We start from the raw sequence: 12,790 nt of genomic DNA on the forward strand, positions 1-12,790 counted from the left end.
TATGTTAAATCATGATAATTTTTACTTTTATGATTTAGACCAAATAACACGATTAATATAGTCAACGTAACTTAAAACAATACGTACAATCTGCTTTGATACATGAGAATTTTTATAATCAGCTACTGGCAAAATAGGCGTTGTAGATTCAGCAAATTGGGTAGTAACTACTCTTACAGCATCTAAGACACTAATGCTTTTAAGTCCACTCATCACAAGCACACCAGCATCCATTCCTTCAGGCCGTTCATGTGCGTTGCGAATCGTAATTGCTGGTAAATTGAGTAATGACGCTTCTTCAGTAATTGTGCCACTATCAGACAACACACAAAATGCTTGCATTTGTAATTGTATATAGTCCAAAAAACCAAAAGGATTACTAAAAACAATCTTCTCACTCAAAGCTATAGGTTCAATATTTTCTAACCGCTTACGAGTCCGAGGATGGGTGGAAACAATTACAGATAATTCATATTCCTTGACCAAGGCATTTAAAGTATCGAGAAAATCGGTTAAAACTTGAGGAGAATCTACATTTTCTTCCCGGTGTGCGCTGATCACAAAATACTTACGAGGTTCCAATCCTAACCGCGTCAAGATATCAGACTGACGAATTTTGGGCAAATAATAATCAAGCACTTCCGGCATATGAGAGCCGGTTTTAAATATCATATCGGGACGAATTCCTTCGGCTAAGAGATAGCGTCTTGCGTGTTCCGTTAGAACCATATTCACGTCCGAAAGATGATCGAGAACTTTTCTGTTTATTTCTTCTGGTACTCTTTGATCAAAACAACGATTGCCAGCTTCCATGTGAAAGATAGGGATTTTTCGGCGTTTAGCAGACAAAACGGCCAAACAGGAATTTGTATCTCCGTAAAGCATGACAGCATCAGGAGTTTCTTTTTCTAAAATTTCATCAGTTTTACCAATTACTTGGGCAATAGTTTGCGCCGCATTAGCACCAGCAGCAGCGAGAAAGTAGTCAGGTTTACGAATTTCCAAGTCATCAAAAAAAACCTGATTCAGTTCATAATCATAGTTCTGTCCAGTATGCACCAAAATATGCCTAGTATACTTATCTAATTCGGCAATAACTCGGCTCATTTTGATGAGTTCTGGACGCGTACCAACAATGGTCATCACCTTAAGCATTGAGTTGCTCCTGAATGAAATCGAGTTTTAACAGCAATTGTTTGACTCCTTCAACTTCTAGCTGTTCTGTATTATGAGATGTATAGTCAGATAACTTAGCGATCGCTGGTTCACCCTCTGTAAAGTAAAGATTGTAATTCAGATCACGATTATCTGCTGGAATGCGAAAATACTGTCCTATATCCTCAGCTTTTGCCATTTCTTCACGAGACACTAAAGACTCATACAATTTCTCACCATGACGAGTACCAATAATACGAATTGAGCTATTCCCCTGGAATATCTCTTTTAAAGCCAAAGCCAAAACTTCTACAGTCGAAGCTGGAGATTTTTGCACAAAAATATCTCCCTGTTCTCCATGTTTAAAAGCATAAAGTACCAGATCCACAGAATCCTCCAAAGACATCAAAAAGCGTGTCATTGACGGATCAGTTATGGTAATTTCTTTTCCTTGCTTCAATTGGCTGACAAACAGAGGAATTACTGAACCACGAGAAGCCATTACATTGCCGTAGCGAGTCCCACAAAGAACCGTTTCTCCAGCACCAAGCGTTCTTGCTTTGGCAACTATCAGCTTTTCCATCATAGCTTTAGATAGTCCCATAGCATTGATAGGATATACAGCTTTATCTGTACTTAGTGCTATTACTCGTTCTACACGATTAGCAATAGCAGCATTAATTACATTCTCAGCACCAAGTACATTAGTCCGTATTGCTTCCATCGGATAGAATTCACAAGCAGGTACTTGTTTCAATGCGGCTGCATGAAAAACATAGTTTACGCCTTTCATGGCATCTTGAATACTATCGTAGTTTCGCACATCACCAAGATAAAACTTTAACTTGGGATTACCGAAAGCAATCCGCATATCCTCCTGTTTTTTCTCATCCCGGCTGAAAATCCGAATTTCTCGCACATCAGTTTCCAGAAACTTCTTCAGGACGGCATGACCAAAAGAACCAGTCCCACCAGTAATCATTAACACTTTATCTTTAAACATATTTCCTACCTTAATTATTTGAACTCATACATTTGTGCTACTAAATCTTGCCATGCTGGGGCTACATAACCAGTCTTCTCATAAAACCTGTGAGCATTCAAAGAACGATCAATAACAAAGCCATCATCAGCCACAATTTCTATTTTTTTGCCATAGATTTCGGCTACTAGCTTCAGCAAATTATGCTTATCAATGGGCTTTGCTGCTACATGATATAAACCATGCAAATCTGGATGAGGCAACACAAAATCATGTACCACCCTTCCTAACTCCATAGTTGGTAGTCCTGAAAATATAGCACGGGTGAAACCCTTAACTTTATTTTCCTGTGAAAGAAACCAACCAATCAGACTATGATTCCCAGAAAGTTCATGTCCAATTATTGAAGTACGCAGTGTTATAGCATGAGGATAATCTACCTCTCCTAATAACTTAGAACGACCATAGAGATCCTGGGCATCAGCAAAGTCAGACTCAAGATAATTCCCCTTGTCCCCTGAGAAAACGCAATCGGTACTAATATGAATTAAGCGAGCGCCGACAAGAGAACACAAAGCCGCAAGCCGATGTGGTAGCAAGGTATTGAGGGGTACTGCCAACAGTGGATTATTTGCTTCAGCAAGTTGTTTTACTAAACCAACACAATTTATCACTATTTGTGGGCGTACTTTTGCGAATATCCTAACCAACGAGTCATGGTTTTCGACATCAACACCTGTAATAATCTGCTCAGAAGTTGCTCCATCAAACCAATCTAAAGCATTTGTGCTACGTGCCGTACCCACTACATCGTGACCAAAATTGCTATTTAAGAAGGTTCGGAACATGGCATTGCCTAACATTCCCGTCACACCAATGACCAGAATTTTCATATTTTGCTATCTATAAACTATAGGATTTCAACTACAGAGGTTATACGGAGAGAGGAAAATATCTGAATTTATGGCATTAGTGAAGCCTATTCCAGAATCTTTCCTTTTTTGGGTCAGTATGACTGTTTTAAGACCTGTTTAGTATATAACGATTCCAGGTCAAGTTTACACTTGATCATAGATATAACTATTTGGGCTGGATTTGTATAGGGATTTTTCCCTGTATGTCGCTAAAAGCCAGGACTTTTAAAAACTTTTCTAATTTTTCTCAAAACTCTAACTACTGGGTGTTCGGAAATTTTCTGTAGTTGATGTTGTGTGTTGACTAATTCATCTTGTATGTTAACTAATTGATGTTGTGTGTTAACTAAAGCAGCTTGAGTATTCATCAACTCTACCCTAACTTTTTCCAGTTCAATCTCAGATGGTAAAAGTTTACGAATATTTGGAATTGATTGCGGTTCTGGGGTGGGTTTACCAAAGAAATTCTTAATGGCAAAAAAAGCACCATATTCTTTATTCAGCAATTGATTCCTAAAATCAAATTTATGAAATGTTTCACAGATATGAAGATCCCATCCTGAGCCAAAATCTTCGGGAGTCCAACCAGAAAGATGTTCTTGGACTGATGCACCTCCTAATCCCCAACCATCTTTTTCTCCTTCATGAACAGTTTGAGGCATAAAACCCAAAGGAGTAAACACAATGATCTGCTTTCTTGCCACCCGTTCAGCATGGGATAGTATATTTACACCATCTTCTTTGTGAAGATGCTCAATTACATCCAATAAAAAAACTGTATCTACAGAATTGGCAGCAAAACTACTCATTAACTCTTGGGCTGTACCAGATATAACAAAAATACTGCCATCATTGGCAAATCTATGGTTTAAAATTTGCACATACTCATCAAATGGTTCTAATAATATATGAAATTTTGGTCTGAAATAATTCATTGGTGCAATACCTGGACCAACATCCAAGACAACATCTACCTGTTGAATGGCTTTTTCTGCTGCTAATAATAAATCTGTAGGATTTTTATAACTAAAATAACGATTCTGAAACTGAAGAATAGAGTCTTGAGAACAAGCCAACATTTCTGTTTTTACATATTCTATAGTTACTGGTTGAATTGGAAAGTCAAACATTTCTCTAACAGGAGGTAAACCTTCACGACTAGCTACACACAGGATCATATTTGCGTCAGATGGTTTGTTAGCAGCATCATAAATTGTGCCGTCTAGTCCTTCATAAAATAACTCGTAGTTTTCATAATCTTGAAACGCATCCTCTTTAATACCAACAATAATATGATGATCATTTCCCGGTTTTTCATTATAGGGAACATCAATAATTAAGCGTTGAGTATAATTCGAGTTTTTGGTTAAACTAAGTCCATTGGGTATGTGTTCTAAGACTCCTCTTGATGTAATGTAACCAAAGGGGTGTTTTTGTGCTAGGTATTCTCCAGCATCTACTACCACAAAATCAATGTTTCTTGCTCCATAGTTTTCTTGAGCATAAGATTTACAAGCATAGGATACATCTATTCCTGTTACCTGTTTTATACCTGGTATTTTAGAAAGTATTAAACAACCATATCCACAGCCAAAGCCAACATCTAAAACATCAGCTTCTTCAACATTATTGTTTTCAACATCCATCTTAATGATTTTAGCAAAGAAATCATAGGAGCTAAAATGTCTGATTACCTCATCCTCGTTGTGAGTGATAAAGGGAATTAATCTTTCACCCTCATTGTAAATAACATCTAAAATGTCGTTATTCATTAAAAACCTCTTAATCAATTAAGTAAAATTTTGTGGATTGATAATTATAACTATTGCATAAGATAAACACTATCTATTAAAGGTTCTATCATTACTCCACGATAGTCAAATCTTTCAACTCCAAATTGTAAAGCATCATAAATCCAGTGTAATTGTCTATAGTTATCTACACTACCTTCAGCAATTGCCAAATCTATAGTGTAATTACCATTTGCTATTTTGGGTAAATTAAACTCAAATACAACGGCATAAACTTGATTCGCTAAAATATTGAGCGGCAATTTACAATCAAAGGAATTCAATCCTAAGATATACTGACCAAGCTTATCTTTGACAATAAAACCAACTACAGCATTAGGCAAGTCCTTAAGTGATCGCAAGTAAACCACTAATCGGCAAGACTCATTACCTGTAAATACTACAGAATCACTTGGATTGATCTTTTCAAATGATGCGTCTAGTATTTCTGCTTCACGAGTGCCAATACAATCATATTTGTCGAAAACCCCAGATTTGGCATGAGCTAATAAGTCAATTTTAATTTTTTTCTGATCTGATATCTCATCAGACAATTGTACAGTATTTGATTTTGATATAGATATATTTTGCTCAAATTTAATGTCTTGGATGTTTTCAGTATAATTTCGTCCAAATTCTTCATTAGCAGCGCCAACATATCTATCGCAAATTTCCTTAGCATCGCCAAATTCTCTAATCTTTCCGTCTTCAATCCATAATGCTTTAGTGCAAATTTTTTTAACAGATGATGGATCGTGACTTACAAATAAAACAGTTCCTTGAGTACAAAACTCAATCAGGCTTCGCATACATTTCTGTTGAAATAAAATATCTCCAACTGCCAATGCTTCATCAATAATAAGAATATCTGGAGCATTAATAATATTCATAGCAAAAGCCAAACGCACAAACATACCACTAGAATAGGTCTTAACGGGTTGATCGATAAAGTTACCAATATCAGCAAAATTGATGATTCTTTCAGTAGCATCTTTGGTAATATTTTTACCAGAATTTAAGGTTGTAGTTAAAAAATCTACATTTTCCCTCCCAGTTAATTCTGGATTAAATCCCGCTCCCAATTCGAGCAATGCAGAAACACGCCCATTGATTTCTACTGTTCCGCTAGTAGGAGTTAACACCCCAGCCAAAATCTGTAAAAGAGTTGACTTACCAGCACCATTCATCCCGATAATGCCCAAATGTTCGTTTTTTTGGAGATCAAAACTAATATCTTGAAGGGCAAAAAAAGAAGAATGATAAGTACGCCAAGGGAACAGTAATTCTTTGAGCCGATCAGCAGGCTTAGAATAGAGACGATAGGATTTACTTAAATTACGAACAGAAATTATACTATCAGACATAGATTAAAGCACATCGGCAAAATGAGTACGAACACGCTGGAAGAAAAACATACCAAAAAAGAAAATCAGTAGTGCAGTAATCCAGAATATGATAGTTTCCACTGGACGCTGCCAAAAAGGTAAAGCATCAAATAGACTATCACGGTATCCAGTAACAATATAGGCAAATGGACTATAGAGCAGAAATCGAAATTTTGTATTGATAATTAGATCAGTTCTCCAAAAGATTGGCGTAGCCCAGAATAAGGCTTGTAAAATCACTCCCATAATACTACCAACATCCCTGGTAAAGACCTGAGCGGCTGAAGTAAGATAATTTATGCCCAGGGTTAGAATTGTTGCACAGAGGAAGTAGTAGGGCAATTGTAGCCAGTACGTAAAAGATCCAACACCTTGCACCGCCATTACCAGCATGAGAATCAACATCAATAAAATATGAATTGGCATGGCAGAAACCACCTTTACTATCACTAATAGGCGCAAAGGAAACCGAATTTTTGTCACTAAATGGGAGTTTTCTACAATAGCATTAATTCCTGTGGACATAATTTCTAGCATAAAAGACCAAGCTAACATCCCAGAAATTAGCCAACTAACATAGGGTGCATTCCCTACTGCACCTCCAGCTTTTAATCCATATATCATCACAATATAGATTAAACTAGTGTTTATTAAAGGGGAAAGAATTGCCCAGGTACTACCTAACAGAGTGCCAAGATAACGTTTGCGGATTTCCATCTTCGACATCTCTATCAACAGCCGTAATTGAGGATATAATTTTCGGTTCATAGATGAAAAATGAAATAATGTTAGTTACAAAAAGCAGTAGAAATAAATAATTGTTATTCAGGATTTTTGTTCAAAAAAGGCTTTGGTCAGTCTGTAATTGTTATTTTTAAAGGTTTGAAATTCTTATTAACTTTAACTGTCACCGTAAACCCAGAAAACTCTTCAACATCGTCTTAATTCCTGGGGGGATAGCTGAACGGATATCTTTCATTTTTATAAATATGTATGTAGCAATAGTATCTTTTTTTATCTTGACTAAATTTCTACTTCTTTTAAAGTAAGTTATGCCAATAACACTGGGGTCAAAAAATATAGATTTACCAATGTACTTAAATTGCAACAGTTTGTTACTACCGCAATAAGCAGAGGCTATAAAATGTGCATTCGCTAAAATTACCCGATTTTTCTGAATAATGGATAATGGCAACATTGATGATTTTAGGCTGGATGTAGCTAGACGAAGGACTTCTTTTGCCATTAAACTTCCTTGAGATGTTGAAGAAGCTGCTCTAGAATGCACTCGGTGTGTGGCCAAAAAAACCGGAATGTGAGCTAAACTACCCTCTAGAGCCAAACGGAAAGATAAATCTAAATCACCAGTATATTTTAAAGATTCATTTCTATATCCTACCTTCATAAGGGCGCTACTTTTGATAAACATCCCAGGTCCTAAAGCGACATTAAATTCCTCTAGCATATTTTTGATAGTATATTGGGGCAAAATAATACGATTGATGATATTTCCTTCTTCATCAATAGAAACCCAGTCAGGATATACGGCTAAAGCATTGGAATTTTTTTGAAAACATTCGACTATACGAGAAACTGCTTCATCTGTAAACAAAGGATCGTCTGAATTAACAATACCAATTACATCACCAGAACACAGATGATAACCTTTATTTACTGTTTTACTTTCACCGATATTTTCGTGACGAACATATTTCAAACGATCAATATAGGACATCAAAATTTGATCTGTACCATCATTTGAACCGTCGTCCAAGACAATGTACTCAATGTCAGGATAATCTTGATTGAGTACACTATTAATTGTTTCTTCAATAAATTGTGCTTGATTATACGCAGGTGTTATAATAGATACTTTCATGCTTTGAATTTTTAGTTTCCTGTATTTTTATGAATTTGATAATACCTGCTCGTATACACGAAAAATAGAATTGGCATATGTGTCAAAATCATATTTTTTTTCGGCAAGATATCGAGCTTTCTGCCCCATAGCTAATCGCTTTTGCTGATCCTGTATTAGTGAATAAAGTGCTTGGCTTAGTTGCCAAGAATCACCTCGGGTTACCGCAATTCCACCTTCTGGAGCAAAACAAATTTCGGATAATGGTGTGCCATAAAATATAACTGATGGAACACCACAAGCAGCAGCTTCCATAGCCATCATCCCAAAGCTCTCAGCCATAGAAGGCATCAGGTGGATGTCCGTCGCCCGAAAAAAATCTACCATTGCTGTATCACTATGAAGTTCCCCTAGTTCTGTGATCGGAAACTTATCTGCAAGAGATAATAGTAAGCCTTTTGTTTGACAAGTTAATATATGGATTGGTGCATTAGCAGGTAATAATCCCAGTGCTTTAATAGAATACTCAAGTCCTTTATATGGGCCTGGAAGAGACCTTAGCCCGATCACAATTTCATCAGCAGGAATTCCAAGTTTTGTTTTGGCTTCAGCTTTGTTACCGGGTGAAAATAAATTCAAGTCTAATCCAAACGGTATTTGATGCACTGGAAAGTTACTCAGTAATGGAGATTGCTCAACCAAATTTTGCATCCATTGACTTGCCACAATCAAATGTAACTGAGAATTTTGATAAGCAAAATTTTTAAGTTTGTAATTAAGCCATGCACGGTCATGATGTATGGCAAATGGATAATCAAGGTGTGGACAAGGATTACAGCCTGTTTTCCAACCCTGACAATCGAATGGGTGAATACAATGCCCTGTAATTGCCCAAGGGTCGTGTAATGACCACACTGCTGGCTTGAGTTTGGTTAACCAAGGAAAAGCTAGATAGCTGAAAAATTGATTGTGGATAATATGATAATGGACTACATCTGCTTCTTTGAATATTGAATTAAAAGGTAAAAGGAAAGACTGTGGATACAGAACATTATGAATACTAATGAAGTTTTCTATCCGGTTAACTAATTGGGAAAGTTTATTCGACTGAGTTGGAATTAGATTAATAGAAGTATCTCCCATATTTTGTTTTATTCCTACTGCTTGAATTGCATTGTGTCCGCGATCGCGCAACCAAGGAATCAAAGATCCACCGTTAAAACGGTGTCCTAATATATCTGTGTAATTGACTTGTAATATATTCATCTATCAAATTTAATTTAATTGCCACAACCCTAAACACTTGTCGCCAAACAAATTACCACCCTCTGTACATCCTTCGTTGATGTAACGATGTGCTTTAGGCAGATTATAAGGAGGTTTCTCCAGATTTAGAGGTCGCCAAATAGCTCCTTCGTATAGATCAGTATTGCTGTCTCTTTCAGTAAATGTGGTTGTGAGTAACCATTTTGCCCCACTTTTACGAAACTGTTCCAGGGCTGTTAATCCATCAATAAAGTTTAGATGAACTAAACAATCTCGACAAAGGATCAGATCAGCCTTTGGTAGCGGTCCAGTAATAATGTTTAGATACTCGAATTTGCAATTTTCATTACCATGTAATTTGTTATTATTATCAATAATAGTTTGAACTATATCACCACCAGTGTAGTAGATGTTGGACAAATTCACATATCGCATCCAATTCCAGTCTCCGCAAGGAACATCAAGAAGATATTTGACTTCTAACTCGTCTAATAGTTTGATAATTTCCTCACGGATAATGCGAGTTTGAAAGAGACTAGAGCCTTCTCCTGATCGGGATTCTGTGCCAGCAAATCCATTGTTTTCATAGATTTTCTCAAAATCTAAGGAAGCAAGGCGTGTTTTCTCGTTCTCTTGGGTAGCAGGCTGACTTGATAATAGGATATGTCGCAGATTATATCGCAATTGCTGAAGTTTAATCCTCACCTGTGGTGGTAGCCATCGGCGTGCCAATACTTTGAGTTTGTTATCAGTATATGGTGCAGATGAATGTTGATCTGTTTGAATATTTAGCTTTTCCACAGTCACAGAATAGTCTTTGATAGTTAGTTGATAAATAGCTTGCCACAAGGATTCTGGTTCTGCTCGTTGTGCTTCGCAATAAATTAATTGCTTGGCAACTGTGAGCAAAGCATTCGGAAAGTGGCGATCGCACATCTGTTTGCCTAATGCCAAAAACGCATCAATACTTTCCTGACTTCTGAAGTTAGTAGACATATACTCGGCTGATAGCAAAGGGATGTGTTCTGCAAAAAAATGTTCAACTTCTTTCAAATGTCCAAGAGTTAAACTTCCCTGTTCTGAATGTGAGCGTGCTTTTAAAAGTACCTCTGGTATCTCTATAAAAGGGTGTTTCAGTCCAATTTTTACTAATAAATCGTAGTCTTGTGTAGTTGGTAAGTCTTCCCTAAAACTACCACTTTCCAGATACAAGGATGTGGGTGCTAAGATGGTACAGCAATGAAGCCACTGTTTTAAAATCAATTGATAAGCAGCTTGATGAGGTGGAAACTGAGGTGGGAGGGGAGCATCATATAGATATTGTCCATCAGAATTGATAATGGAATACCGACAGAACACTACACTATTGGGATCAGGTAGTGACAGCAGCTTTTCCATTTCTTTGGCTACTTTATCTGGAAGATAGACATCATCATGAGATAGCCAACAAAAATATTCACCTTTAGCTTCTTTTAATGCCAAATTTAAAGCTGAAGCCACTCCACCATTGGGCTTGGAAAAATAACGAATGCGATCGCCATAGGAAAGAGCTATTTCCTCTGTTGTGCCTCCATCTCGTGAGCCATCATTGACTACCAATACCTCAAAATTAGAATATGTTTGTGCCAAAACACTGTTAATGGCATCACGCATATAATTTTCACCGTTGTAGACTGGAATAGCAACGGACACTAAGGGATACATATCTTCTTGAACCTTACTGGAGTACATTAGCTGCCACCATTGATACCGGAAAAACACTGACTGGCAAGCGAATTTTATTTAATAATGCACCATTTCCAACCACGCTGGATAAAGCTTGGGATGTGCAAGCTGAGAAAAAATTGATGACCAACAGCCCCGTCAGTGCTGCCAGCATATAGTTAATAATGGAGTTACCATAATAAGATGCAAAGGTAGCACCAAAAATGGCAGTATACAGCCCTGTCATGATTAAAGGGTTTAATAGTGACCAATAAACCCCCAGAAAAGAACCCCGGTAGCGAACTTTCAGAGTCCTTCCTACTAAGACGTGCAGGAGTTCAGAATAACGTTGCACTTGTAACCAATGTAAATTATCTTTCAGGGAAAGTGTCATTTTTATAGCACCATTACACACCAGAAAAAACTCATTTGGGCATTATATACTATATAAGTCCGATTCTTTACGATTAATTTTAAGATTAGTAAAATTTCATCTATCTTTAGGTATTACTTACAAACTATCAATACTTTCGCCATTTTTTGCTTTGTTGGGTTAAGCGACAGCGCGACTCAACAAATACATTGGATTTCATGCTATTGCTTGCCAACGCTAACGTTCCACAACCCAACCTCCAAATCAAGGCTTTTTTCAATTTGGCGAAGGTATTGAACTATCAGGATCTATTGCCATAAAGTAATGAGTACATTTAATTATGAATAGTGATTTATCTGGCTTACGAGTTCGAGATATTGGCGAACAAGGTCTTTTAGAAAGATTACAACGCTTTTGTCCACCCGATATAATTGGTGATGATGCCGCAGTTTTAGAAACCTTACCAAATCAATCTTTGATAGTTACTACAGATATGCTCGTTGACGGTGTGCATTTTAGTGATGTTACCACCTCTCCAGAGGATGCTGGTTGGCGGGCTGCGGCGGCTAATTTATCCGATTTAGCAGCAATGGGGGCGACTCCCGTGGGCATAACTGTGGGATTAGGTTTACCGGGAGATGTAACTGTAAATTGGGTTGAGCGACTATATCAGGGCATGACAGAATGCTTGTCAAAGTATCATGTTCTCATAGTTGGTGGTGATATAGTGCGATCGCCCATTACCACTTTAGCAATTACTGCCTTAGGTCAAGCTAACCCCAATTTCATCATCCGTCGTGCCACCGCTCAAGTAGGAAATGCTATTGTCATCACAGGTATACATGGAGCCTCCCGTGCAGGCTTAGAATTACTCTTACATCCCGAAATAGCTCAAAACCTCAAAACTGAAGCCAAGGCAGCCTTAATCACCGCCCACCAACGCCCCAAACCCCGTTTAGATGTAATCTCTATCCTCAAAGAAATTCTCATATCCCCCTGTTCCCTGCCTATGTCCGGTATGGATAGCAGCGACGGTTTAGCAGACGCAATATTACAAATTTGCCGAGCCAGTAACGTCGGTGCGGTTATAGAATCTAGTAAAATACCCTTACCATCAGCCTTTGAAGGGTGGCTCACACCAGAAAAATCATTAAAATACGCCCTCTATGGTGGCGAAGATTTTGAATTAGTCCTGTGTTTACCACCAGAACCTGCATTAGCATTAGTGCAAAAATTAGGCACAGGTGCAGCCATAATTGGCACAATTACCCCAGGCTCAAAAGTGATTTTACACCACGAAAAAGCAGAAATCCCCGACCAAGTTCTCAGCCTCAGCCAGGGATTCCAACATTTTGGTCAGTAG

Annotated in this window: 10 protein-coding genes and 1 pseudogene; 1 reads left to right on the top strand and 10 read right to left on the bottom strand. The window is 37.6% G+C overall.

Features of this window, described 5'->3' with window-relative positions; genetic code table 11:
• Positions 1-27: 27 nt before the first annotated feature.
• The 10 genes and pseudogenes from wecB to ANA_RS12230 form a co-directional block, all read right to left on the bottom strand.
• Complete coding sequence (gene wecB, locus ANA_RS12175) at positions 28-1,155, bottom strand: non-hydrolyzing UDP-N-acetylglucosamine 2-epimerase (RefSeq protein WP_015080364.1); 1,128 nt, start codon at positions 1,153-1,155, stop codon at positions 28-30.
• Positions 1,148-2,158, bottom strand: coding sequence for a polysaccharide biosynthesis protein (locus ANA_RS12180; RefSeq protein ID WP_015080365.1), 1,011 nt, complete (start codon positions 2,156-2,158; stop codon positions 1,148-1,150). The genes wecB and ANA_RS12180 overlap by 8 nt, the downstream gene beginning before the upstream one ends.
• 14 nt (positions 2,159-2,172) lie before the next feature.
• Entirely contained in the window at positions 2,173-3,030 is an 858-nt protein-coding gene (locus ANA_RS12185; RefSeq protein WP_015080366.1) for a dTDP-4-dehydrorhamnose reductase family protein, read from the bottom strand.
• Positions 3,031-3,260: 230 nt separating this feature from the next.
• Positions 3,261-4,823: a class I SAM-dependent methyltransferase gene (locus tag ANA_RS23585; RefSeq protein WP_015080367.1), complete on the bottom strand. Its 1,563-nt coding sequence runs from the start codon at positions 4,821-4,823 to the stop codon at positions 3,261-3,263.
• A 50-nt stretch (positions 4,824-4,873) separates the two neighbouring features.
• On the bottom strand, positions 4,874-6,205 hold the full coding sequence (locus ANA_RS12200; RefSeq protein WP_015080368.1) for an ABC transporter ATP-binding protein: 1,332 nt from the start codon (positions 6,203-6,205) through the stop codon (positions 4,874-4,876).
• A gap of 3 nt (positions 6,206-6,208) precedes the next feature.
• Complete coding sequence (locus tag ANA_RS12205; RefSeq protein WP_015080369.1) at positions 6,209-6,994, bottom strand: ABC transporter permease; 786 nt, start codon at positions 6,992-6,994, stop codon at positions 6,209-6,211.
• Between the two features lie 139 nt (positions 6,995-7,133).
• A complete protein-coding gene (locus ANA_RS23590) occupies positions 7,134-8,105 on the bottom strand; it encodes a glycosyltransferase (RefSeq protein ID WP_015080370.1) in 972 nt (323 codons plus the stop codon).
• 27 nt (positions 8,106-8,132) lie between these two features.
• Positions 8,133-9,350: a glycosyltransferase gene (locus tag ANA_RS12215; RefSeq protein ID WP_015080371.1), complete on the bottom strand. Its 1,218-nt coding sequence runs from the start codon at positions 9,348-9,350 to the stop codon at positions 8,133-8,135.
• A 9-nt stretch (positions 9,351-9,359) separates the two neighbouring features.
• A complete protein-coding gene (locus tag ANA_RS23595; protein ID WP_015080372.1) occupies positions 9,360-11,081 on the bottom strand; it encodes a glycosyltransferase in 1,722 nt (573 codons plus the stop codon).
• A pseudogene (locus ANA_RS12230) lies at positions 11,071-11,448 on the bottom strand (ABC transporter permease); the annotation flags it as partial. The gene ANA_RS23595 and the pseudogene ANA_RS12230, both read right to left, overlap by 11 nt.
• Before the next feature lie 319 nt (positions 11,449-11,767).
• Between ANA_RS12230 and thiL the strand changes: the two are divergent.
• Positions 11,768-12,790, top strand: a complete 1,023-nt coding sequence (thiL, locus tag ANA_RS12235; RefSeq protein WP_015080374.1) for a thiamine-phosphate kinase — start codon at positions 11,768-11,770, stop codon at positions 12,788-12,790.

Source organism: Anabaena sp. 90 (genome assembly GCF_000312705.1).
Classification (GTDB): Bacteria; Cyanobacteriota; Cyanobacteriia; order Cyanobacteriales; family Nostocaceae; genus Dolichospermum; species Dolichospermum lemmermannii.

Coding starts and splice junctions, on each gene's coding strand:
- wecB (WP_015080364.1), bottom strand. CDS start 1,155: ATGCTTAAGGTGATGACCATTGTTGGTACGCGTCCAGAACTCATCAAA.
- ANA_RS12180 (WP_015080365.1), bottom strand. CDS start 2,158: ATGTTTAAAGATAAAGTGTTAATGATTACTGGTGGGACTGGTTCTTTT.
- ANA_RS12185 (WP_015080366.1), bottom strand. CDS start 3,030: ATGAAAATTCTGGTCATTGGTGTGACGGGAATGTTAGGCAATGCCATG.
- ANA_RS23585 (WP_015080367.1), bottom strand. CDS start 4,823: ATGAATAACGACATTTTAGATGTTATTTACAATGAGGGTGAAAGATTA.
- ANA_RS12200 (WP_015080368.1), bottom strand. CDS start 6,205: ATGTCTGATAGTATAATTTCTGTTCGTAATTTAAGTAAATCCTATCGT.
- ANA_RS12205 (WP_015080369.1), bottom strand. CDS start 6,994: ATGAACCGAAAATTATATCCTCAATTACGGCTGTTGATAGAGATGTCG.
- ANA_RS23590 (WP_015080370.1), bottom strand. CDS start 8,105: ATGAAAGTATCTATTATAACACCTGCGTATAATCAAGCACAATTTATT.
- ANA_RS12215 (WP_015080371.1), bottom strand. CDS start 9,350: ATGAATATATTACAAGTCAATTACACAGATATATTAGGACACCGTTTT.
- ANA_RS23595 (WP_015080372.1), bottom strand. CDS start 11,081: ATGTACTCCAGTAAGGTTCAAGAAGATATGTATCCCTTAGTGTCCGTT.
- thiL (WP_015080374.1), top strand. CDS start 11,768: ATGAATAGTGATTTATCTGGCTTACGAGTTCGAGATATTGGCGAACAA.